Below are 23,738 nucleotides of genomic sequence, written 5' to 3'. Positions count from 1 at the left end.
TACCAAAAACTAATGGCTGTTGAATTATACATATTAAAATATCAGATCTTTTTCTACAAAAGAAATTCAACAGAAATTCTACTCCGCAGTTTTCTTGATTTTAACCATTATATAAATGAATGAAACGCGTATGTTTACTACTGTTTGATAATATAAATACAATTTTTAGTTAAAAAAATACAAGTAATTGTAAACTGCTTATTACCCATTATTTTATAGTTCTTTATGTTTTGAAAATCCCCATAAAACAAAAGAATTATAGCACTTATTAACCTATTTGCAAAGATATTTTAAGGAGAAAATAAAAAGAAAAAAAAGGAGAAATTCTTTTGGGTGAAAAGAGAATAAATTTTGTGTACATTATAGATTGTGATAGAGTTAAGAATATAGATATACATAGAATGAAGAAATAAATGGAGTGATGAGAAGTGGAATATCAATACCCTATCTCCCTTGATTGGAGTACAGAAGAAATTATTGATGTAGTGAAGTTTTTTGAAAGCATTGAACGAGCTTATGAAAAAGGTATTGAGCGTGATCACCTAATGGCAGTCTATCGCCGATTTAAAGAAATTGTGCCAAGTAAAGCAGAAGAAAAAACAATCTGTAACGATTTTGAAGACCAAAGCAAATACTCTTCTTATCGAACGATTCAAAAAGCAAAGGCTGCTTCTTCTGGAGATATCATAAAAATGTAAAAAATGAGACTGGGACAAAAGTAGTTTAGCCGAAGTAAAAAACGAATCATTGATCAAATTGTTTGATCAATGATTCGTTTTTTTTGTTACGCTGAACATAGAGTTTATCTGTTTCGTTTCTTCTAGCAGTTGATTGGAAGGCAAGGCGAAGACTCCTGCGGGGAAAGCGGAACAGGCGAGACCCCGCAGGGAAATCAACTGCGGTGTCACAAGCGTTTCAGCTTATGTATCCCATTTATTGGTCTTTCGATGAGCTTCCTTTCGTTATGTGTCACCCTCATTTTTTTTATATCAATTCGTTAAAATTATGCATATGCTTTTTTAGTTAGTTCATATAATGGAGTTACCGTATGAAATGTTTGTTCAATACGAGCCATCCATTCTTCGCCGTTCATTGCAATCGCTTCTTCTTTTGGAATTGTAATGCCGCATAGGATCTCAGCTTTTTTAACCGTCTCTAGACGTTCAAACAAACTCTCTAAGTCTTCAGAAGATAAGTCGCCCATTTTTTTACTATCAGGTTTTGTATGATCTTTCGACCAAACAAACGAGTCTGGGATATTTTGACGAATCTCCTCCATGTTTTGTTTTAGCAGCTTTCCAAATTGTTCTTTAATAGGTGATTCGTAAATGACGGCGAACCACACAAAGACGTGTGTTTCCCAAAGGCCAATTTGAAAATGAGGGAGCTTTTTATACCCGCGTTTACTGTTAGCAAAGGCTACCCACGTATCTGCTGGCGGATTAACCGTTCTTCGTGCATGTTTGGCAATGTGTACGAACATTTCATCTCCACAAAGTGAAGAAAGAGTAGAAGCAAAATGATTGCTCAATTGTTCGAATTTTGGGCGTATCGTTGTCTTGATGGCTTCCATACGTGCATCAAGCCCCTCGATACGGAATACGTTAAAGTCATCTTGTGAAAATCCTGAGAATGCCATGTGAAACCTCCGTTTTTTTAGTGAATATGTATAGCTGCTGTGCATCTATGCAAGTAAGTATGATTTACGCGAAGATTCTACCACATCAAAAGCATAAACACCAATTAATTCGCATATGCTTGTCAAAACGTGTCTATCATTTTTTTATAGGTAATCACACAATTTAGTTGCATGAGATTAGGTTTCGACATAGACTATATCAATCAAAATATCTGAAAATTTAGTTTTCTATAAGTGGGTTCAATAATTTGAGAGGGGTGTTTGAAACATGAAACAAGTGGTGAATATGTATAAGAAGAATGATGGACAAAAAAGATTAGGTGTAATTCGGTTGGAGTTAGATTACGAGTTAGCGACGTTATATGAAGCCATGATGGAGAATAATGAGGAACAAAAACAAAAATGTAAGCGGAAGCTCGAGAAACTTCGTGAAGAAATGATATCTCTTCAGTAGCAGACACGGGAATAAAATAGAACAAATATGGGTAAACTGTAAAAAAGGATTAAACTGAATGAGCAGATTCATAAGTGGTAACAGAGCACGTGGGAGAAGAAGCGGCAGTTCTTCTCCCACGTGCTCTGTTAATTGACATCTTGCAGAGGTTTTTTTAAGCTTAAATAAGAGACGTATTTTTGAGGGGGAATTGAGATGACACAACGCTGGAAAGAAATTGATACATACGTTAAAGAGTGGCTAAAAGAAGCTGGACAAAAAATTCAACAGTCGTTTAGTAAAGAACTTCTCATTCAAACGAAATCGAATCCAAATGATTTAGTAACAAATATGGATAAAGAAATTGAACAGTTTTTTATCTCAAAAATCAATGAAACCTTTCCGGAACATCATATTCTCGGAGAAGAAGGATATGGGGAAGAGCTTGAATCAGAAGAAGGAACGATTTGGATTATCGATCCGATCGACGGTACGATGAACTTTGTTCATCAGCAGCGAAATTTTGCTATTTCCATCGGTATATTCGAAAATGGTGTAGGACAAGCAGGTTATATTTATGATGTTATTCATAATGAGCTGTATCATGCTTTAAAAGGACAGGGCGCGTTTATGAATGACATCCAATTGCCGAAACTTGAACCTGTACCAGTTGAAGAAGCTATTATTAGCTTAAATGCAACGTGGGTGACGGAGAACCGCCGTATTGATCCTTCCGTATTAAGTCCGCTTGTGCGTAAAGTAAGAGGGACCCGTTCATATGGATCCGCAGCTATTGAGCTTGCTTACGTAGCGGCTGGGCGCTTGGATGGATACATTACTTTACGTTTGGCTCCATGGGACTTTGCTGCCGGTAAAGTGTTAATTGAAGAAGTTGGAGGAGTCATGACGGATTTAGAAGGGAAGCCGTTAGAGATTCTTGAAAAAAGCAGTGTATTTGTAAGCAAACCAACATTACATGACGAAATCTTTCGTACGTACCTTGAAGGAAAGTGGAATAAATAAAATAGAAGTGAAGACTTACGTGTAGTCAAAGAATTTTGTGATGAAAAAACGTCATGAACCATTTTGATGTTGTAAATGGCCATGACGCTTTCAATCATCGCAAAAAAATTACAGCTGCCCTTTTTCTCGCATTTTTTTCTTAGTCGTAAAGCCAAGACCCATTACAACAATTAAAGCTACGATAGCTAAAATGACCCCGAGAGCGCTTCCTTCTCCGATAAATATGCCAATTGACATAATAGCTGCAGTTGCGATGAATGCATATAAAACGAATACCCACTTAATGTTTCTCATGTTGATTCCTCCCATTTGTAACGGATATTTATAGTGTACAACAAAATCATTCTGCAATTCTAGAGTTAGTGTGATATAATAGCTTAGTTATTACAAGCATAGGAGTGAAATGCGTGAACATTCGTAAAGATTTACGTAATATTGCCATTATTGCCCATGTAGACCATGGGAAAACAACGTTAGTAGATAAATTATTACATCAGTCCGGAACATTCCGTACTAATGAGCATGTTGAAGAACGTGCGATGGATTCAAATGACCTTGAGCGTGAGCGTGGAATTACAATTTTAGCGAAAAACACAGCTATTAATTATAAAGATACGCGTATCAACATTATGGATACGCCAGGACATGCTGACTTCGGTGGAGAAGTTGAGCGTATTATGAAAATGGTAGACGGTGTTCTACTTGTAGTAGACGCATACGAAGGATGTATGCCTCAAACGCGCTTTGTATTGAAAAAAGCATTAGAGCAAAACTTAACGCCGATTGTTGTTGTTAACAAAATTGACCGTGACTTTGCTCGTCCAACTGAAGTAGTTGATGAAGTAATTGACTTATTTATTGAACTAGGTGCAAGTGAGGAACAAATTGAGTTCCCTGTTGTTTATGCTTCAGCAATCAACGGAACGGCTAGCACGAACCCCGAAAAGCAAGATGAGAACATGTCATCTCTATTTGACTCAATCATCGAGCACATTCCAGCACCAGTAGACAACAGCGACGAACCACTTCAATTCCAAGTGGCAATGCTTGACTACAATGACTATCTTGGTCGTATCGGTGTAGGGCGCGTATTCCGCGGAACAATGAAAGTAGGCCAGCAAGTTGCATTAATGAAGCTTGACGGTACGGTAAAACAATTCCGCGTAACAAAATTATTCGGTTTCCTAGGCTTAAAGCGTGTTGAAATCGAAGAAGCAAAAGCAGGAGACCTGATCGCTGTATCAGGAATGGAAGACATCAACGTAGGGGAAACAGTATGTCCGTTTGACCACCAAGATGCACTGCCAATTTTACGTATTGATGAACCTACTTTACAAATGACGTTCTTAGTAAACAATTCACCGTTTGCTGGTCGTGAAGGTAAATTTGTTACATCTCGTAAAATTGAAGAGCGCTTAATGTCTGAACTTGAGACAGATGTAAGTTTACGCGTGGAAAATACTGATTCACCGGATGTATGGGTCGTTTCAGGACGTGGAGAACTTCATTTATCTATTTTAATTGAAAATATGCGTCGTGAAGGATATGAGATTCAAGTATCAAAACCTGAAGTAATCGTTCGTGAAATTGATGGCGTTCGCTGTGAGCCAGTTGAACGTGTGCAAATCGACGTGCCTGAAGAACATACGGGTTCTATTATGGAATCAATGGGTGCTCGTAAAGGTGAAATGGTTGATATGATTAACAACGGCAGCGGTCAAGTTCGTCTGATCTTTATGGTTCCTGCACGTGGTTTAATCGGTTATACAACTGAGTTCTTATCGTTAACTCGTGGATTCGGTATCATTAACCATTCATTTGATAGCTACCAACCAATGCAGCAAGGTCAAGTTGGAGGTCGCCGTCAAGGTGTGCTTGTTTCTATGGAAAGCGGTAAATCATCTACTTATGGAATCCAAGGCGTAGAAGACCGCGGTACAATTTTCGTGGAGCCAGGTACAGAAGTATACGAAGGTATGATCGTAGGAGAACACACTCGTGAAAATGATATCGTTGTTAACATCTGTAAAATGAAGCAAATGACGAATATGCGTTCTGCTAACAAAGATCAAACAACAGGTATGAAAAAACCTCGTATTATGTCTTTAGAGCAATCACTTGAATATTTAAACGAAGATGAATATTGTGAAATCACACCAGAATCTATTCGTCTACGTAAAAAAATTCTTGATAAAAATGAACGTGAAAAAGCAGCGAAAAAGAAAAAATACGCTGACACGAAATAATAAAAAAAGGAAGTCGTTAGCTTTATTTGCTAGCGGCTTGTTTTTTATCAATTATATCAGAATTTTCTATTTTTTGAAAGCGTTTTATAAAGAGAGAATTTGGAAAGGAAAAAGGTGGCTTATATCGAATAATGTAAAGTAAAGAATAGGGGGAAGAAAGATGGATGTAAAAGAACACCTTTCATTTTTTGCTGCTTTGTATCAAGTAGATGAACATGCAAAAATAGGAATGTGGCTGTTATACTTTACTATTTTAGGGCTATCTGTTCTCGTGTACAAACTCGGGTTTGCAAAGAAGCTGCCGCTTTTAAAATCTATGGTTATTTATCTATTTTTAGCTTTTGGATGTACGATTTTAACGTTTTTAGGCATTTTTTTACCTGTAGCTGAAGGGCTAGTGGTTGCAGCGCTTGTATTAATTATTTATAAAATACGGCTGTATCAGGCTAAAAAGCAAAACTCCACGTTGGGTTCATAACAGACTACATAAAAAGACGCTTGTAGCTACAAGCGTCTTTTTAGTATGCTATAGCCGAAGACAAGAGCGGCTGCGAAAATTAAATGGCCAGCTGTCCAATAAAAAATTGCTACTGCATCATCTACTGCAGGCGTAGGCTTAAGCGCAAGCAGCGTCAACGGAAAATACAAAGGAATGGTTGGAAGTGTTAATAAAAAAGAACACAATACGATTTTTCGAATAGACATATTGTTTAATTTACCTACTATGTAAACAAAAACGATCCCAATTGCAACGGCAATGAATAAATGAAAAACAAACTCCACCCATTCAGGCCATTGAATAGGGCCAATGATAGGAATAAAATCAACATTTAATAAAAGGGTATAAACTTGTTTGCCGGTTAGCCATTCTATCCATTTCAAACATAACCCAAGGATAATCCCGCTGAACATGCCGATACTTATTCCTAAACGGAGCACCTTACCAATCCTCCTCTGTCTTTTTCGACTCATATAGTTTAAAGTTACCAGTAGCTATGCGTTCTTTTGTTCGTTTTTCAATCCGTTCAGAACATTCATTGCACATATATGTATGGATAGGACGGTTGCGCAGTCGTTTTGCCACGAGCGTTTCATCCTCAATTGTTTCAATTTTATCGCACATGACACATTGTACTCTCATTTCTATCACCTCAACTTCTCTATACATCATTCTAGCCGAAAATTCTTGTTTTATAAAGTTTTTTTGCGGTGCTATCTCTCAGGAGAAAAGGAACGATAGGAAAACATTCCTAAAGAAGCAGGTAATTTTGCTTGTTAGCTCGAAGATAGTAACTAGTAAGTACATAAACAGTAGGAGGGATGAAAATGGCCAACGAAGTCGAGACTCAATTAGTAGATGCATTATACGATGAGCTACAGACAGAGAGATTTGCAACCATTTCAACTATTGATTTTGAAACAAATGCTCCAAATGTTAGTGCCATTTCGTGGTTAGTAGCTCCGACTAAACAAAAAATTCGATTTGCCGTAGATGTCAAATCGAGGATTGTAGAAAACATTAAACATACGAATAAAGCAGTGGTAAATATTCTTGCTAATGAATCATGCTACTCAATCAGCGGAATAGCTGAGGTATTGCAAGAAAAGTTAGAAGGAGTAGCTTTAAAGCTGACGCTAATTGAACTAGATATTAATGAAGTAAGAGATGTCATGTTCTATGGCTCTAAGATTTCAGTAAACCCTTCATATGAAAAGACCTATGATCCAGTAGCGGCCGCTAAACTCGATAAGCAAGTAATTGAAGCGATAAAAAAAGCTTAGCAGCAGCCTGCCGCTAAGCGACTTTCTTATTCATTTTTTTGAAGGTGATTATTAGATTGTTTTTCCTGCTCATTCTTTAAATTTTGCTCTTGTTTATTATTTAATTTTTGATTGTTTGTATCTGTTGAACTAGGATTTCGGCGGATTTCTTCTGCAAATTCAGGCATCACTCGGTTTACAATGGCTGCTAATTCATCTAAAAATCCTGTAACCGGCCGACCTTTGCGAATTTCATTTCCAATTTGTTTTAGTCGAGCGACCGTATCAGGATCTGCAATAACAACAGAGTTAGCGCCGTACGGATCAGCTTTCAGACCTTCGGCAACTGTATATTTGATTGAACTTACTTCTGAACGATCAATATCTTTGCCGACGTCAATGCCTACGATTGCATACTTGCCGAGCACAATGGCAGTAGCATCATTTACATTCGGAACGCTTGAAGCCAGTTCAACTAAATGGGCTGATATTTCATTAGCAGTACGCTTGTGAGAGCGTTCAGGAGATGAATTTTTGACCTGTACAATTCGATCTGTTTTTTGTCCTTCTTCAACGTCTGCCTGATTATTGTTGCAGCCGGTTAGTGTAATAAAACATAAGCTAATGGATAGAAAAAATTTGTTCATGTGGGAGACTCCTCCTTATGAATGACTCATTTTTTGTAGTAATTTGTATTTAGTTTCTAATAGTTCTTCTATCTTTATACACGTGTTCATATATTTAAAGAAAATGGTCCGTCCATTTAAGTTCACTTCACACATGTGCGTTACATAGTATATAAATGGATGGGTGCCTTGTTTCACTCCTTACAGGAAAAACAATCGGAGTAGGAGGCTGAATTATTGGGAAAAATTTATGTATTAGATACGAATGTTTTATTACAAGATCCGCATTCAATTTTTTCATTTGATGATAACGAAGTAGTGATTCCAGCCGTTGTGCTAGAAGAAGTTGATTCGAAAAAAAGAAATATGGATGAAGTCGGACGAAATGCAAGACAGGTATCCAAACTCATTGATAACTTGAGACAACATGGAAAGTTATATGAGAAAATCCCGTTAGAAAATGGGGGCCATTTGCGAATTGAACTCAATCATCGCTCTTTTCAGCAGCTTCAAGAAATCTTTGTGGAAAAAACAAATGATAATCGAATTTTAGCTGTTGCTAAAAATTTATCCCTTGAAGAGGAAACAAAAGAAGATGGACGTGAAGTGATACTAGTAAGTAAAGATGTGTTGGTACGTGTGAAGGCTGACGCAATCGGTTTAAGAGCAGAAGATTTTTTAAGTGATCGAGTAGTGGAATTCAATAGTATTTATACAGGCTTTTCAGAAGTCTATATTGCAAAAGAGCTGCTGAGTCAATTTTACGAAAAAGGAGAGCTGCTAACGTCTCAAATTGCGAACCACTCCTTTTTTGCAAATCAATTCTTAGTGATGAAAGATGCATTTGGAGGATCCGGATCAGCCATCGGCATTGTCGATCAAACAACAACGAAAGTAAAAAAACTGTTATTTGAATATGATCATATCTGGGGAATCAAACCTCGAAATGTTCAGCAAATTATGGCGTTAGAACTTCTTCTTAGAGACGACGTTCAACTGGTCACGTTAATTGGAAAGGCAGGTACGGGTAAAACGCTGCTTGCTTTAGCTTCAGGACTTATGCAGACGGAAGATCTAGGGTGTTTTAAAAAGCTACTTGTAGCTCGTCCAATTGTTCCTTTAGGAAAAGATATTGGATTCTTGCCAGGAGAAAAGCAGGAGAAGCTTCGTCCATGGATGCAGCCAATTTATGATAACCTAGAGTACTTATTCAACACTAAAAAACCTGGAGAACTGGATGCCATTCTAGCGGGGCTCAGTTCAATAGAAGTGGAAGCCTTGACGTATATAAGAGGCCGAAGCATTCCGGAACAGTTCATTATTATTGATGAAGCGCAAAATTTAACGAAGCATGAAATTAAAACAATTTTAACAAGGGTAGGGGAAAAGAGTAAAATTGTCCTTATGGGAGATCCGGCTCAAATTGATCATCCTTATTTAGATGAATATAACAACGGATTAACGTACGTAGTTGAAAAGTTTAAAGAGCAAAAAGTATCGGGCCACGTCCGGTTAATCAAAGGAGAGCGCTCCGGGCTAGCACAATTAGCAGCTGATATTCTTTAAAAGAAGCGGGGTTCCTTTTGGAACCCCGCTTCTTTTATTATGTAACGATGATTTCTTCCACATATTTAATAGGGTTATTTCGGTTAGATCCATCAGGTAAATAGACATAGATAGGCCCATCTTCTCTAAGAGGCTTTCCATCTTGGCTGAAACCAAAGATTAGTTTTTGTGCTTCTTCTAATGAAAAAGAAATCAGTGCGTCTTTTGTTTTAAATGAAACGTTGGTAGCTTCTTCAGTAGGTGAAGCGTTAGCTAGAAAAGGTGCAAATAAAATGCCGAATGTTCCATTTACTAGCTCCTGTTTTTTGAATTTCTTTTCAGTTTTTAACGTAGGAGGAAAGACGGCTCCCTCTTGAATTTCACGATCCCAGTGCTTCGAAACAGCCTTTGTGTACGCTTCTGTTTCGTCTTTTTGCTCCGGTGGATGTTCAAAGAAAACCTCCATATCGAGCTTGCGGTCATCGAAAATCCACACGCTTGGGTCGAGTGTCAGCGTATATTTTACTTTTCCTTTTAACATAATAATTGAATTCATCATAAATGCCCCCTTGCTAAAAGTATAAGCGCTTTCTCCTTATTTGTCACTTTGATGAAAAAATTTAGTTGAGAGTGATTCTCGTATGATATAATGTAAGAGTCAACGAAAGTGCGAAATTTCCTACATCTATGGTAACGGTTTTGAGAAAGTAACAGTATAAAAAAGACGACCAGCCTCACGGACATGTTTATCCTTGCTTTTTTGGAGCATAGCCTTTAAAATTGAGAGATAGATTAGGTAATCGCTCGCGAACGGAGGGATTGAGTTTGACGCCTGAGACAATGATAGATCATCGTGAAAAAGCGTATGCGTTGTTAAAAGCTGATGCAGATAAGATTTTGCAATTAATTCAAGTTCAAATGGATAACTTAACAATGCCACAATGTCCTCTTTATGAAGAGGTTTTAGATACACAAATGTTTGGTTTATCAAGAGAAATTGATTTTGCAGTTCGTCTTGGTTTAATTGATGAACGTGTTGGAAAAACATTGCTAGACCGCCTCGAGCGTGAACTTTCTGCACTGCATGAAGCGTTTACAAAAAAATAAAAATCACGCGATCGAAACTCAAACTATATATAAACGTAGTTTGAGTTTTTTATTACAGGTGGTTAAAATTTCCTAATTTACTCAAATTTGTACATAAAAGATGAAACGAAACAGAAACACGTCATTTTTAAAGGAAGAGGGTTATGGTAAAAAAAATATTTAGGCATTTTGACTATTCAATTGTAATTCCAGTGCTGCTTCTTTGTGCGGTTGGACTAGTTATGGTTTACAGTTCAAGTATGATTGTAAGTATTACAAGATATCATACATCAAGCGATTTCTTTTACAACAGACAAAAAATGTGGCTTGCTTTTACGCTTGTATTGTTCATTTTAACAATGCTAACACCTTACAAGCTGTATCCTAAAATACTGCCTTATGCGATTCTAGGCATTTTTGTACTGCTTTTGCTTGTGTTTGTAATGGGACATACGAGTAACAATGCGCAAAGTTGGCTGCAGCTTGGCGGGGCAAACATGCAGCCGGCTGAGTATGCCAAGCTTGTTGTCATTTTATACTTATCGTATGTTTTGTCTAAAAGGCAAGAGTATATTGACAACATCAAAAAAGCTTTTTTTGGACCTATGGGTCTTGTATTTCTAATATTAGGCTTTGTAGCTATTCAGCCTGATCTTGGAACGGGATCAATTATTTTTGCTATTGCCGTTACCATTATGCTATGTTCGGGAATCTCTAAAAAAACCTTTTTCCGCATGCTAGCACTAGGTATTATTTTGCTTACGGTCATTATTACGATTGGTTTTTTTACAGGTCAGTTTACTGCCAATCGAATCGGCCGTTTTACCGGTGCGTCAGATCCGTTTGCTAATGCTCAAGGAACCGGTTATCAGCTGGTTAATTCATATTTAGCAATAGGTACAGGAGGCTTAAAAGGCCTTGGTTTAGGAGAAAGTGTACAAAAGTATGGTTATCTTCCCGAGCCCCATACCGATTTCATTATGGCCATTATTGCAGAAGAATTAGGATTCTTTGGAGTTATGCTCGTGCTGGGCCTTTTAGGCTTCTTAATTTTTAGAATTTTAATGCTGGCTAAAAAATCTCAGGATCCGTTTGCTAGCATGATTTGTATTGGAGTAGCCAGTATGATAGGTATTCAAACAGGCATTAACCTTGGAGGGCTTACGGGACTCATTCCGATTACCGGCGTCACGCTTCCGTTTATCAGTTACGGAGGGTCTTCGCTGCTAACGCTTATGGTGTCTATGGGAATTATTGTAAATATTTCGTTTTTCGTAAATTATCAAAATAAAAAACAGAAAAATACGGAAAATATTGTGCTACATCCGAACAATACATCAACAACAAGTGATTGATTTTCGTAAAAAAATTGTGTAAAAAAAGCAAAAATTTATTGGGATTTTATTATTTTCCATTGATTTTTGCTTTTCTTTTATCCAATTTTGCTATATATTGAAGTTTATACGAAATTGAGAGGAGATTAGCAACATGAGTTTTGTAACTAAAAAAATCAAAAAAGTATTAGTAGCAAACCGAGGAGAAATTGCGATTCGTGTATTTCGAGCATGTACTGAACTGAATATTCGGACTGTTGCAATTTATTCGAAGGAAGACGCAGGTTCTTATCACCGTTACAAAGCGGATGAAGCCTATTTAGTAGGAGCGGATAAAAAGCCGATTGATGCTTATTTAGATATAGAAGGCATCATCGACATTGCTAAGTCTCATGATGTAGATGCTATTCACCCTGGCTATGGTTTTTTGTCAGAAAATATCCAATTTGCAAAACGTTGCGAAGAAGAAGGCATTATTTTCATTGGCCCAAAATCCAAGCATCTTGATATGTTTGGCGATAAAGTAAAAGCACGTCATCAGGCTATTCAAGCAGATATTCCCGTTATTCCTGGTACAGATGGTCCTATTGATTCAATTGACGAAGCAAAAGAATTTGCTAATCAGCATGGATATCCTCTAATGATCAAAGCAGCTTTGGGCGGAGGCGGTCGAGGCATGCGTATCGTTCGCGATGCAGACAGCCTGAATGAATCTTATGATCGTGCCAAATCAGAAGCAAAAGCGGCTTTTGGTAATGATGAAGTATACGTCGAGAAACTAGTTGAAAATCCAAAACATATTGAAGTGCAAATTTTAGGTGATGAACAAGGAAATGTTGTGCACCTTTACGAACGCGACTGTTCAGTGCAGCGTCGTCACCAAAAAGTAGTAGAAGTAGCACCAAGTGTTTCTATAGATGAAGACTTACGTCTCCGCATTTGTGAAGCAGCTGTGCAGCTGATGGAAAAAGTGCAGTACATAAATGCTGGTACAGTAGAATTTTTAGTATCAGGAAACGATTTTTATTTTATTGAAGTAAATCCACGTGTTCAAGTAGAGCACACAATTACTGAAATGATTACAGGTATTGATATCGTTCAATCGCAAATTTTAATTGCGGACGGCTACGCACTTCACAGCAAGGAAGTGTCTATTCCTGCACAAGACCAAATTCACGTACATGGATATGCAATTCAATCTCGTGTAACGACAGAAGACCCGTTAAATAACTTTATGCCGGATACGGGTAAGATTATGGCTTATCGTTCTGGTGGCGGTTTTGGCGTACGTTTAGATACGGGAAACAGCTTCCAAGGTGCTGTCATTACGCCGTATTATGATTCACTATTAGTAAAAGTAACAACATGGGCCTTAACATTCGATCAAGCCGCATCAAAAATGGTACGGAACTTAAAAGAGTTTCGTATTCGTGGAATTAAAACCAATATTCCATTTCTTGAAAATGTAGTAAAGCATGATAAGTTCTTAACAGGCGCTTATGATACATCCTTTATTGATACAACGCCTGAACTTTTCGTCTTCCCTAAGCGAAAAGACCGCGGAACTAAAATGCTTACATACATTGGGAATGTTACGGTAAACGGATTCCCAGGTGTATCGGAAAAGAAAAAGCCAATCTTTACGAAACCGCGTGTTCCTAATGTCGATATAAAACAACCAATTCCAAACGGAACAAAGCAGATTTTAGATGAAAAAGGCGCTGAAGGGCTAGTAAATTGGGTGAAAGAACGCAAGGAAGTGCTATTAACGGATACAACCTTCCGTGATGGCCATCAGTCTCTTTTAGCAACGCGTATTCGTACAAACGACTTAAAACAAGTAGCTAACCCAACTGCACGCTTGCTTCCGGATTTATTTTCTATGGAAATGTGGGGAGGAGCAACGTTTGATGTCGCTTATCGATTCTTAAAAGAAGATCCGTGGGATCGCTTGCTTACTTTACGTCAACAAGCGCCAAACGTTCTTTTCCAAATGCTTCTTCGCGCGTCAAATGCGGTTGGATATAAAAACTATCCTGATAATGTAATCAAGGAATTTGTTGAAAAATCAGCTTATGCAGGTATTGATGTTTTCCGTATCTTTGACAGCTTAAACTGGGTGCAAGGAATGACTCTTGCAATTGACTCCGTTCGTCAAACAGGGAAGATTGCAGAAGCAGCGATGTGTTATACAGGTGATATTTTAGATCCGACGCGCCGTAAGTATGATTTGGATTACTACAAGAACTTAGCAAAAGAGCTTGAGCAGTCTGGAGCACATATCCTGGGCATTAAAGATATGGCGGGTCTTTTAAAACCACAGGCAGCTTATGATTTAGTATCGGCTCTAAAAGAAACGGTTGATATTCCAATTCACCTTCATACGCATGATACAAGCGGAAACGGTGTGTACACGTACGCAAAAGCAATTGAAGCAGGTGTAGACATTGTAGACGTAGCCGTAAGCTCAATGGCAGGCTTAACGTCTCAGCCGAGCGCTAACTCTCTTTATTACGCATTAGAAGGTGCGGACCGCAGACCAAATCTGGATATTAAAAATCTAGAAGAGCTTTCTTACTATTGGGAAGACGTGCGAAAATATTACCAAGACTTCGAAAGCGGGATGAATGCTCCTCATACGGAAGTGTACGAGCATGAAATGCCAGGCGGTCAATATAGCAACTTACAGCAACAAGCAAAAGCAGTTGGTTTAGGAAACCGCTGGGATGAAGTAAAAGATATGTATTCACGCGTGAATTTGTTATTTGGTGATATTGTAAAAGTTACGCCATCATCAAAAGTAGTTGGAGACATGGCATTGTTTATGGTTCAAAACAATTTGACAGAAGAAACGCTGTTTGAGCGGGGTGAAACGCTTGACTTCCCGGATTCCGTTATTGAATTGTTTGAAGGGTATTTAGGACAGCCTCACGGGGGATTCCCTAAAGAGCTTCAGCGCATCATTCTAAAAGGCAGAAAACCTATTACAGTTCGTCCTGGAGAACTGTTAGAAGATGTGGACTTCGATGCAGTGAAAGAAAAGCTATTTAAAGACTTAAATCGTCAAGTGACGAGTTTTGACGCCATTGCTTATGCGCTGTATCCAAAAGTATTTATGGATTATCACAAAGCAGTCGAACAATACGGAGACATCTCTGTTCTTGATACACCGACTTTCCTATACGGCATGCGTTTAGGAGAAGAGGCTGAAATTGAGATTGAAAAAGGAAAAACCTTAATCGTTCGCCTTGTATCCATTGGAGAACCGCAGGCAGACGGTACGCGAACAGTATACTTTGAATTAAACGGTCAGCCTCGTGAAGTCGTGATTAAAGACGAAAGTGTCAAAACAACCGTTACGGCAAAACAAAAAGCCGACCAAGGAAATCCGGCCCACATTGGCGCTTCAATGCCTGGAACCGTTATTCGAGTAGTAGTAGAAAAAGGCGATAAAGTCTCAAAAGGTGATCACTTAATGATCACAGAAGCAATGAAAATGGAAACAACCGTGCAAGCACCATTTGACGGCGTGATTAAACAAGTACACGTATCGAATGGAGATGGCATCCAGCCGGGAGATTTATTAATTGAATTAGAAAGCTAATTAAAAAAGGTACGAGCTCAGAGCTCGTACCTTTTTTGATTAATTATGTGTATGACGCGTTGCAAGTAAGGTCAAGTAGCTTAATACACCGAATAGGAAAGAGATAATTAAAGAATGAGCAAGCGCGAGCTCTAGCTGCAGACGTGTGACAACAACAAGCATACCGGAAACCGCCTGGAAAATAACTAGAATGAGAGCAGCTAACCATCCGTAAAAAATATTTTTTTGATGACGATAATATTTAACTGCATGGATAAAGGCAGCTAAAATCCATACAAACGTTAAAACAGCAGCGGATCTATGTCCCATTTGAATCCACTGATTCAAATCAACGGGTAGCCAACCGTTTCCGTTTGAACAAAATGGAACGTCTGGACAGGCTAAGCTAGCTTCTTTATGGCGAACAAGCGCGCCCGTGTACACAACGGAATATGTGTATAAGATAACCCCGTAAATATGTTTTTTCATTTTAGAGCCTAGCTGCATATTAGCTGTGTCGAGCTTTTGATCCACTTCAAAGATGATAAGTGTTAACAGCAGTACAGAAGCAAACGAAATAAGGGAAATACCAAAATGAAGAGCAAGCACCGCATCTGATTGCCCCCACATAACGGCAGCGGCCCCAATTAATGCTTGCAGTACTAGGAAGAAAAAAGAGATAAACGCTAAAGGTCTAACTTCTTTTATATGTCCTAGTGAAATCCACGCCCATACGCATAAAGCGAGTACAAGAAAGCCCGACACGCCAGAAACTAAGCGGTGGCTTAATTCAACAACGGTTTCAAATGTTAAAGGGTCGGGAATGAGCTGTCCGTTACACAGAGGCCAAGAATCTCCGCACCCGTCTGCTGAACCAGTTTTCGTAACAAGAGCACCGCCAAGTAGAATAAGTAACATGGCTATGCTCGTCACAACGGATAAAAACTTTAATCCAAGTCGCACAATAATCACCATCCTAAAAGCAAAGTAAGTAATATAACGAGCTAAACATTTTATTCTAATCTTTTTGTATATTAAACATAAATTTCATTTATTCTCCATAAACTTGATTGAATTTGTTATAATGGTAGAAAGTGTAAGGTTTGTTCATGAGTTTGACTCTGCAGATATGTAAAAGGTACCGTACAGAAAACTATTTTACTTGCAGAAATATCTTTTAACAAGTGACAGGGACATGCATTTAGCTCATGACAAAAAAAATCCATATTTTTTTCATGAATTCTTCACAAAGTAACGGCAAAATATGGTTTAATAAACATGAGAAATAGATAATTCTCTACTATTTTATCGTTTACATGTGAAGCTTTTAAGTAGTTTCGGTGAGAGGAATATGACTTCTTTGTGAACAAAGAGGAGATTTTTGTAAAAATATGTTGAAAACGCCTTCATTTATAGACTCTTTATTTACTAGATAAAAGTCTGTGGATGAGTAAAGGAGGAAGCGCCATGGAAGATTCAAAAATGGTGGAAGATTCAACGCTTTCTGCATCGCCTAACACAGCTCATGTAAGCGAAAATAGTTCCATTTGGTCAGATTTTTTAGCTACGATTAAAATCGGAATAGTCAACTCAAATTTCATCACCACCTTTACTGGTTTTTGGCTAGCTCTTTTCTTCAACGAACAACACTTCTTAGAAAACCTGGATAAAGCATTTTTTACTTTAATAGGTTCTTCACTTATCATCGCCGGTTCATGCAGTTTGAACAATTACATAGATCGTGACATTGACCCTCTAATGGAACGAACAAAGGGACGACCTACAGTGACAGGAAGTTTTACACCTTTGACGGTCCTTGGGATTGGAATCGGTTTGACGTTAACCGGCTTGCTTATGCTACTAGTTGTTTCTTCCGTAGCCGCTCTCATCGGATTAGCAGGAATACTTACATATGTAGTTCTTTACACCATGTGGTCCAAAAGACTATACACAATTAATACAGTAATCGGAAGTATATCAGGCGCTGTCCCGCCATTAATTGGATGGGCCGCTATCGATCCCAATTTACACGTAGTGGCTTGGGTATTATTTTTAATCATGTTTATTTGGCAGCCGCCTCATTTTTTAGCTCTTGCTATGCGAAGATGTGAAGAATATCGAGCAGCGGGAATCCCTATGTTGCCTGTTGTACATGGTTTTGAGCTTACAAAACGACAGATTCTCATTTGGATTGCTTGTTTGTTGCCATTACCTCTTTATTTATACGAATTAGGCATTCCATTTCTAATTTTGGCCACTGTTTTAAACATAGGATGGCTATTTTTAGGATTTGCTCAATACAATAAACAAGAAGACACAAAGTGGGCTAGCATGATGTTTGTCTACTCACTAAACTATTTAACTATTTTATTTGTCTCAATGATTGTCGCAACGCTTTTTGCCTAGATAAAATCTTTCACTGAATGCGACGCTGCACAAGGGGGATTTCTTCTACATGTAGAATTCATTATAGAAGGAATAAGTTTTATGCTCAAGAGGGCATAGATGAAATCACGTCAATGAAAGAGAGGTTGGGGAATGGTATGAAAAAATGGCGATTGAACTTTCGTGTTTTGTCGTTATTTACGCTGCTTGCATTCGTGTTATCGGCCTGTGGAAAACCGTTTTTGTCAACACTTAAGCCTGCAGGTGAGGTAGCTGAAGAACAATATTCGCTTATGCTTCTTAGTACAGCCATCATGGTTTTAGTTATTATTGTGGTCACCATTATCTTTATATTTGTTATTCTGCGCTTTCGTCGTCGTAAAGGCGAAGAAAACGTGATTCCAAAGCAAGTGGAAGGAAGCAGAAAGTTAGAAATTATATGGACAGTGATTCCTATCTTGCTGCTCATTATTTTGACTGTTCCAACGGTCATCTCAACATTTAAGCTAGCGGACGTAAAAGGAATGAAGGACAAAGATGCTGTCGTAGTAAATGTGCGTGCTAACTTGTACTGGTGGGAATTTGAGTATCCTAATCAAAAAATTATTACATCCCAAGATCTAGTTGTTCCAACGGATAAAAAAGTCTACTTTAATATTAAAGCTTCTGACGTCAAGCACTCATTCTGGATTCCTTCAGTTGGAGGAAAGCTCGATGCTAACACAGAAAATGATAATAAATTTTGGCTAGTGTTTGATTCTAAAAAATCGAAGGAAGCTAACGGGGTTTTCTACGGAAAATGTGCTGAGCTTTGCGGTCCATCTCATTCTCTTATGGACTTTAAAGTACGGGCTGTATCAAGCAATGAATTTGATACGTGGGCAAAAGATTTGAAAAAGGCAAAGCCTGATGTAGAAACAGCATCCGCAAAAGCGGGTCAAGAGGTCTTTAATGAAAGCTGTATCGGATGCCATGCTGTTGATGTCAAAGACAATCGTCCAGAGCAAGCTCGTCAAGCACCAAACTTAGCCGGTTTTTCTGAACGTGAGCGTGTAGCCGGAGTGCTTCCTCACAACAAGGAAAATATCAAAAAATGGTTAAAAAACCCTGAGAAAGTTAAGCCGGGTAATAAGATGAGTGGTACATATCCTGACTTAACTGATGAACAAGTAAATGAGCTAGCAGACTATTTAATGAGTTTAAAAGAAAAATAAACGTCCAGTCGTTTTTAAAAGGGGAGGTTTAGCGATGAGTACACTCAGTCAAAAGAAGGGTGTAGGTGGAACAATTTGGGATTTTATGACAACCGTTGATCATAAGAAAATCGCCATTCTTTATTTAATTGCCGGCGGTATCTTTTTTCTAGTCGGAGGAGTGGAAGCGCTATTTATACGTATTCAGCTGGCTATACCAAGCAATGACTTTGTTAGTGCAGGAACGTATAATGAAATTTTAACAATGCATGGAACAACGATGATTTTCTTAGCTGCCATGCCGCTTCTTTTTGCTATGATGAATGCAGTTGTTCCGCTGCAAATCGGAGCTCGAGATGTAGCATTTCCATTTTTAAATTTGTTAGGTTTTTGGTTGTTTGCCTTTGGGGGACTCTTTTTAAATCTAAGCTGGTTTTTAGGAGGAGCACCTGATGCAGGTTGGACATCATATGCTTCGCTGTCTATTGCATCGCCTGGTCACGGAATTGATTTTTATGCGATAGGTTTGCAGATTTCCGGAGCCGGGACATTGATTTCAGGTATCAACTTTCTCGTAACAATCATTAACATGAGGGCGCCAGGTATGACTTATATGCGTATGCCGCTGTTTACGTGGACGACGTTTGTTGCATCAGCTCTTATTTTGTTTGCGTTTCCAGCACTGACGGTTGGATTGTTTTTAATGATTTTTGATCGCTTGTTCGGTGGAAACTTTTTTGACGCCACAATGGGTGGAAATACGATTATCTGGGAACATCTTTTCTGGATATTCGGTCATCCGGAAGTATATATTTTAATTCTTCCAGCGTTTGGTGTTTTCTCGGAAATTTTACCTACTTTTTCAAGAAAGAGATTATTCGGATACTCGTCGATGGTTTTTGCTACCGTATTAATCGGATTTTTAGGGTTCATGGTGTGGGCTCACCACATGTTTACAACCGGACTTGGTCCGATTGCAAATGCCATTTTTGCTGTCGCTACGATGGCCATCGCCGTTCCAACTGGAATTAAAATTTTTAACTGGCTGTTTACGCTTTGGGGAGGAAGTATTGAGTTTACGTCTCCAATGCTTTACGCTGTCGCCTTTATTCCGTCATTTGTTATCGGGGGAGTAACAGGAGTTATGGCAGCTGTAGCACCTGCAGATTATCAATTTCAAGATTCTTATTTTATCGTTGCTCACTTCCATTACGTCATCGTAGGCGGTGTCGTATACGCTATATTAGCAGGTGTCACATACTGGTGGCCAAAAATGTTTGGCAAGATGTTAGATGAAAAGTTAAGCAAAGCAACGTTCTGGCTCTTTTTGATTGGTTTCCACTTAACGTTCTTTATTCAGCATTTCTTAGGTCTAATGGGGATGCCTCGCCGCGTATGGACGTTCTTGCCTAATCAAGGTCTCGACCTTGGGAATGCAATCAGTTCATCAGGCGCTGCTTTCATGGCGGTTGCTACGCTCATTTTACTTGTTAACATTATAAAAACCACTGCCAAAGGACAAAAGGTAGGAGGAGATCCTTGGGGAGACGGACGTACATTAGAATGGGCTATTTCATCTCCGCCACCAGAGTATAACTTTAAACAAACGCCGCTTGTACGCGGGTTAGATGCATATTGGATTGAAAAAATGGCAGGAAATAAAGAAATGACGCCAGCCGAACCTCTTGGTGATATTCATATGCCAAACTCATCGTTTATTCCATTTATGATATCGCTTGGGATGTTTATTGCAGGGATTGGCTTTTTGTATCGAAATGATCATGCGTGGGGAGACGTTGTAGGGATTATCGGAATGATCGTCATGTTTTTATCGATGTTCTTCCGTTCATGGATTGATGATCACGGCTTTCATATTCACAAAGAAGACTTAGTTGATGATGACAAGGAGGCGAAGATGTAATGGAGACTGAACAAAAGCTAACCGCTGAAACTTTCCCTGCTTCGCCTGAAAAAGCAACGCTTGAAGGGAAAAATAAATTTACCGGCTTTTGGCTCTTTTTAGGCGGGGAGACGGTTTTGTTTGCTTCACTTTTTGCTACTTATTTAGCTTTGCGCAATTCAACGATGTCAGGACCTAAGCCGGAAGAATTGTTTGATATTAAGCTTGTTTTTGCAGCAACTATGATTTTATTAACAAGTTCACTAACAAGCGTATATGCTATGTATCATATGAAAAATTTTGAGTTTAAAAAGATGCAGCTATGGTTAGGCGTTACGTGGCTTTTAGGTTTAGCGTTTTTAGGGCTAGAAATCTATGAGTTCAGGCATTATGTTCATGAAGGGCATACGTTTACAAGCAGCGCATTTGGTTCTTCTTTCTACGCACTGGTTGGGACACACGGAGCTCACGTAACGTTCGGACTGCTTTGGATTGGTTCTTTGATGATTCGAAATGCGAAGCGGGGGCTAAACTTATATAACGCTCCTAAATATTATGTCGCAAGTTTATACTGGCACTTTATCGATGTTGTGTGGGTCTTTATTTTCACGGTTGTATATTTAATGGGAATGGTGGGATAAGCTGATGACGACAAATCAATCAAACTCAGATAACCCAAGGCTCAATTTAGAATATCGTAAAAAAAGAAACGCAGAAGATATGAAGATGCAAGTTATCTCTTTTGCAATGATGTTGTTTTTAACACTAATTGCTTTTTTTGCGGTTTATCAAGAGTTTAGCGGATGGTACATTATGCCGGTGATTGTGCTCTTGGCGGTTGTTCAAGTCATCTTTCAACTTTATTATTTCATGCATATGAACCACAAAGGACATACCATACCAGCATTTTTCTTGTATTCAGGCGTATTGGTAGCTCTTTTAACCATTTTAGCTTTTGTAACCATTATTTGGTGGTAAAGAAAAGGGCTGGCATGCGCCAGTCCTTTTCATCATCTGTAGAAGGAGGAATAGACGTTGATTAACAATTTGCAGATGTTTGGTTTTGAAGCACTTTGGAGTCCTTACTATTTTTTAACCATTTGTCTGGTGACCGTCTTATATTTTCTCATCGTTGGTAGATGGAGAGGGAATTTTATAGGAGCGGCGGCCGTAGACAGAAAAACAAAAGCGTATTTTGTTATCAGCATGGTTCTTTTGTATATATGTAAAGGAGGACCTGTAGATTTACTAGGGCACTTTATGTTTAGTGCTCATATGACGCAAATGGCAATTGTTTACTTGGTGATTCCCCCGCTTTTTATTTTAGGAATTCCACCGTGGTTAGCTCGTTCTGTTATTTATGTAAGAGGGGTTAAACCTGTTTTTAAATTTTTTACAAAGCCCTTAATTGCTTTACTATTATTCAATGGGTTATTTTCTTTGTATCATATTCCGCTGCTTTTTGATGTTATTAAAACGGATATGACGCTTCACGGAATCGTGAGTGTTGTATTATTTATCGCTGCATTTTGTATGTGGTGGCCACTCATTAATCAGCTAGAAGAAGAACAAACGCTAAGTTCTTTAAAAAAGCTTGGATACATTTTTGCAGATGGCGTACTTCTTACTCCAGCGTGCGCGCTGATTATTTTTGCAAACCATTCTTTGTATGCGACGTATACAGACTCAAGCGCTTGGGTACAAGCTCTTTCCCTTTGTGTACCGCCTTCTATGATTGCAAGTTTAGGTCAGCTTGCTCCCGAGATGTTTAATACGCTGCCACCCGTGGAAGACCAGCAGCTAGGCGGCGTTATTATGAAGATCATTCAAGAAATTGTGTATGGAACGGTTTTAGGCTTTATTTTTTTTCAGTGGGCTCGAAAAGAACGAGAGAAAGATACGTACATGCCTGATTTTACTGAATCTCAAGATATAAAACCAAAGGAATGTCCGTCTACTCCTCCTTTGAATTAAAAAAAGCGCAGTCTGATTACTGCGCTTTTTCTAATTCTATAGCTGAACGGTTTCAAGCTGTGATTTGATTTGTGTTAATATCTTTTCACACTGTTCTACAAGGGATGGCGGGAAATATTCTCCGTCTCCATATTCTACACCATGAGGATAATAATGTTTGCCTAATAGAGGTGTCATAAGGTGAATAACAGCATGCCTGCCCCCTACATCGCCTGAAATAGCATGTCCTTGGACTCGCAAATAGAAAGTATCTCGCTGAAACTCGAATTTTCGATCGTACGTGACGCGTTCATAATCCCATTGTCCGGCGCGGACCAGGCCAAATTGATGCATAATCTCATCTAATAAATCTAAATCTACCTTTAATGAATCAAACTTTGCATATTCAAATTTCATATGAACTCCCTCCCAAAACAGATATACCCCAACTAAATCATAAGCCGAATGGATAAAACTTGCAATATCTAATAAGGAAAAATGTAAACGTTATCTATTTTTATTTAAACGTTTTAAATGCGAAAGTTTACTAAAAAGTTGGTCACACTATAAAGCGAACACACTATGTAAAGGAGGATAAAACAATGAAAACTGTACAAGAGGTAATGACAGCTGATACGGAAACATGCACCACGCTCGATAACGTATATGAAGTGGCAGTGAAAATGAAGGAATGGAATGTAGGCGCAATTCCAATTGTCGATAGAGATCAGTTAGTAGGAATGATTACAGATCGAGACTTAGTTATAAAAGGCATTGCAGAAAAGAAGCCAAATTCAAGTAAAGTAACGGATGTTATGAGTGAAGAGCTTATAACTATTACAGCGGAAGCCTCTGTAGAAGAAGCTTCTAAGCTTATGGCTCAACATCAAATCCGTCGTCTTCCTGTTGTGGAAAATCAAAAGCTAGTCGGGATTGTTTCGCTAGGTGATTTATCAACGTTTCGCTATGCAAATGAACGTGCAGGAGAAGCGCTCTCAGACATTTCAGAACATACGCATTAAAAAGCGAAA

At 38.5% G+C, this 23,738-nt stretch carries 25 protein-coding genes; 17 read left to right on the top strand and 8 right to left on the bottom strand.

Annotated elements, in window-relative coordinates:
* The first annotated feature begins 428 nt into the window (after positions 1–428).
* A complete protein-coding gene (locus tag ACH0CI_RS12560) occupies positions 429–698 on the top strand; it encodes a UPF0223 family protein (RefSeq protein WP_013056061.1) in 270 nt (89 codons plus the stop codon).
* A 305-nt stretch (positions 699–1,003) separates the two neighbouring features.
* Here the strand turns inward: ACH0CI_RS12560 and ACH0CI_RS12555 are convergent, their stop codons facing one another.
* The gene (locus ACH0CI_RS12555) at positions 1,004–1,639 is read right to left on the bottom strand and encodes a YktB family protein (protein ID WP_406901529.1); all 636 of its coding nucleotides are present in this window, start codon (positions 1,637–1,639) and stop codon (positions 1,004–1,006) included.
* A gap of 268 nt (positions 1,640–1,907) precedes the next feature.
* On the opposite strand from ACH0CI_RS12555, the gene ACH0CI_RS12550 reads away from it, so the two are divergent.
* Together ACH0CI_RS12550 and ACH0CI_RS12545 are read left to right on the top strand one after the other, a co-directional pair.
* Positions 1,908–2,093: a hypothetical protein gene (locus tag ACH0CI_RS12550; RefSeq protein WP_013056063.1), complete on the top strand. Its 186-nt coding sequence runs from the start codon at positions 1,908–1,910 to the stop codon at positions 2,091–2,093.
* 195 nt (positions 2,094–2,288) lie between these two features.
* Entirely contained in the window at positions 2,289–3,095 is an 807-nt protein-coding gene (locus tag ACH0CI_RS12545) for an inositol monophosphatase family protein (protein WP_014460992.1), read from the top strand.
* Positions 3,096–3,203: 108 nt separating this feature from the next.
* Here the strand turns inward: ACH0CI_RS12545 and ACH0CI_RS12540 are convergent, their stop codons facing one another.
* Positions 3,204–3,389, bottom strand: a complete 186-nt coding sequence (locus tag ACH0CI_RS12540) for a YlaF family protein (protein ID WP_028414104.1) — start codon at positions 3,387–3,389, stop codon at positions 3,204–3,206.
* A gap of 113 nt (positions 3,390–3,502) precedes the next feature.
* On the opposite strand from ACH0CI_RS12540, the gene typA reads away from it, so the two are divergent.
* Both typA and ACH0CI_RS12530 read left to right on the top strand, forming a co-directional pair.
* A complete protein-coding gene (gene typA, locus ACH0CI_RS12535; protein ID WP_013056066.1) occupies positions 3,503–5,341 on the top strand; it encodes a translational GTPase TypA in 1,839 nt (612 codons plus the stop codon).
* Between the two features lie 160 nt (positions 5,342–5,501).
* Positions 5,502–5,819: a YlaH-like family protein gene (locus ACH0CI_RS12530; protein ID WP_043979535.1), complete on the top strand. Its 318-nt coding sequence runs from the start codon at positions 5,502–5,504 to the stop codon at positions 5,817–5,819.
* Positions 5,820–5,845: 26 nt separating this feature from the next.
* Here the strand turns inward: ACH0CI_RS12530 and ACH0CI_RS12525 are convergent, their stop codons facing one another.
* Positions 5,846–6,280: a hypothetical protein gene (locus ACH0CI_RS12525; protein WP_335708465.1), complete on the bottom strand. Its 435-nt coding sequence runs from the start codon at positions 6,278–6,280 to the stop codon at positions 5,846–5,848.
* Position 6,281: 1 nt separating this feature from the next.
* The gene (locus ACH0CI_RS12520; protein ID WP_013056069.1) at positions 6,282–6,482 is read right to left on the bottom strand and encodes a YlaI family protein; all 201 of its coding nucleotides are present in this window, start codon (positions 6,480–6,482) and stop codon (positions 6,282–6,284) included.
* A gap of 185 nt (positions 6,483–6,667) precedes the next feature.
* Between ACH0CI_RS12520 and ACH0CI_RS12515 the strand changes: the two genes are divergently transcribed.
* The gene (locus tag ACH0CI_RS12515) at positions 6,668–7,123 is read left to right on the top strand and encodes a pyridoxamine 5'-phosphate oxidase family protein (protein WP_406901528.1); all 456 of its coding nucleotides are present in this window, start codon (positions 6,668–6,670) and stop codon (positions 7,121–7,123) included.
* A 26-nt stretch (positions 7,124–7,149) separates the two neighbouring features.
* On the opposite strand, the gene ACH0CI_RS12510 is transcribed toward ACH0CI_RS12515, so the two are convergent.
* Positions 7,150–7,749, bottom strand: a complete 600-nt coding sequence (locus ACH0CI_RS12510) for a YhcN/YlaJ family sporulation lipoprotein (protein WP_013056071.1) — start codon at positions 7,747–7,749, stop codon at positions 7,150–7,152.
* Between the two features lie 216 nt (positions 7,750–7,965).
* On the opposite strand from ACH0CI_RS12510, the gene ACH0CI_RS12505 reads away from it, so the two are divergent.
* On the top strand, positions 7,966–9,294 hold the full coding sequence (locus ACH0CI_RS12505; RefSeq protein ID WP_013056072.1) for a PhoH family protein: 1,329 nt from the start codon (positions 7,966–7,968) through the stop codon (positions 9,292–9,294).
* A gap of 37 nt (positions 9,295–9,331) precedes the next feature.
* Here ACH0CI_RS12505 and ACH0CI_RS12500 read toward each other — a convergent pair whose 3' ends face one another.
* Positions 9,332–9,832, bottom strand: a complete 501-nt coding sequence (locus ACH0CI_RS12500; RefSeq protein ID WP_013082306.1) for a hypothetical protein — start codon at positions 9,830–9,832, stop codon at positions 9,332–9,334.
* Positions 9,833–10,113: 281 nt separating this feature from the next.
* Here ACH0CI_RS12500 and ACH0CI_RS12495 point away from each other — a divergent pair, with 281 nt between their 5' ends.
* From ACH0CI_RS12495 to pyc, 3 genes are all read left to right on the top strand, one after another.
* Entirely contained in the window at positions 10,114–10,380 is a 267-nt protein-coding gene (locus tag ACH0CI_RS12495) for an Fpa/YlaN family protein (RefSeq protein WP_370506486.1), read from the top strand.
* 143 nt (positions 10,381–10,523) lie between these two features.
* Positions 10,524–11,714 carry an FtsW/RodA/SpoVE family cell cycle protein gene (locus ACH0CI_RS12490; RefSeq protein WP_014460986.1) on the top strand — a complete coding sequence of 397 codons (1,191 nt, stop codon included), beginning with the start codon at positions 10,524–10,526 and terminating at the stop codon, positions 11,712–11,714.
* Positions 11,715–11,847: 133 nt separating this feature from the next.
* Positions 11,848–15,297: a pyruvate carboxylase gene (gene pyc / locus ACH0CI_RS12485; protein ID WP_335707015.1), complete on the top strand. Its 3,450-nt coding sequence runs from the start codon at positions 11,848–11,850 to the stop codon at positions 15,295–15,297.
* A gap of 39 nt (positions 15,298–15,336) precedes the next feature.
* On the opposite strand, the gene ACH0CI_RS12480 is transcribed toward pyc, so the two are convergent.
* Complete coding sequence (locus tag ACH0CI_RS12480) at positions 15,337–16,239, bottom strand: COX15/CtaA family protein (RefSeq protein WP_406901527.1); 903 nt, start codon at positions 16,237–16,239, stop codon at positions 15,337–15,339.
* A gap of 504 nt (positions 16,240–16,743) precedes the next feature.
* Between ACH0CI_RS12480 and cyoE the strand changes: the two genes are divergently transcribed.
* The 6 genes from cyoE (at position 16,744) to ctaG (ending at position 22,728) form a co-directional block, all read left to right on the top strand.
* Complete coding sequence (cyoE, locus tag ACH0CI_RS12475) at positions 16,744–17,682, top strand: heme o synthase (RefSeq protein WP_028414097.1); 939 nt, start codon at positions 16,744–16,746, stop codon at positions 17,680–17,682.
* Positions 17,683–17,819: 137 nt separating this feature from the next.
* Complete coding sequence (gene coxB, locus ACH0CI_RS12470) at positions 17,820–18,875, top strand: cytochrome c oxidase subunit II (RefSeq protein WP_028414096.1); 1,056 nt, start codon at positions 17,820–17,822, stop codon at positions 18,873–18,875.
* 34 nt (positions 18,876–18,909) lie between these two features.
* A complete protein-coding gene (ctaD, locus tag ACH0CI_RS12465) occupies positions 18,910–20,775 on the top strand; it encodes a cytochrome c oxidase subunit I (protein ID WP_033578414.1) in 1,866 nt (621 codons plus the stop codon).
* On the top strand, positions 20,775–21,395 hold the full coding sequence (gene ctaE, locus ACH0CI_RS12460) for a cytochrome c oxidase subunit III (RefSeq protein WP_013056081.1): 621 nt from the start codon (positions 20,775–20,777) through the stop codon (positions 21,393–21,395). Before ctaD ends, ctaE begins: the two co-directional genes overlap by 1 nt.
* 4 nt (positions 21,396–21,399) lie before the next feature.
* Entirely contained in the window at positions 21,400–21,732 is a 333-nt protein-coding gene (ctaF, locus tag ACH0CI_RS12455; protein WP_014460982.1) for a cytochrome c oxidase subunit IVB, read from the top strand.
* 57 nt (positions 21,733–21,789) lie between these two features.
* A complete protein-coding gene (gene ctaG / locus ACH0CI_RS12450) occupies positions 21,790–22,728 on the top strand; it encodes a cytochrome c oxidase assembly factor CtaG (RefSeq protein WP_406901526.1) in 939 nt (312 codons plus the stop codon).
* 36 nt (positions 22,729–22,764) lie between these two features.
* Here ctaG and ACH0CI_RS12445 read toward each other — a convergent pair whose 3' ends face one another.
* Positions 22,765–23,124 carry a YugN family protein gene (locus tag ACH0CI_RS12445; RefSeq protein WP_013056084.1) on the bottom strand — a complete coding sequence of 120 codons (360 nt, stop codon included), beginning with the start codon at positions 23,122–23,124 and terminating at the stop codon, positions 22,765–22,767.
* 185 nt (positions 23,125–23,309) lie between these two features.
* Between ACH0CI_RS12445 and ACH0CI_RS12440 the strand changes: the two genes are divergently transcribed.
* Positions 23,310–23,729, top strand: a complete 420-nt coding sequence (locus tag ACH0CI_RS12440) for a CBS domain-containing protein (RefSeq protein ID WP_028414093.1) — start codon at positions 23,310–23,312, stop codon at positions 23,727–23,729.
* The last annotated feature ends 9 nt before the right edge of the window (positions 23,730–23,738 follow it).

The sequence above is a fragment of the Priestia sp. 179-F W1.4 NHS genome (assembly GCF_045369295.1).
In the GTDB taxonomy this organism is placed as follows: domain Bacteria; phylum Bacillota; class Bacilli; order Bacillales; family Bacillaceae_H; genus Priestia; species Priestia zanthoxyli.
Note: the sequence above shows the minus strand (reverse complement) of the source record. Positions and strands in the feature narration are given on the sequence as shown.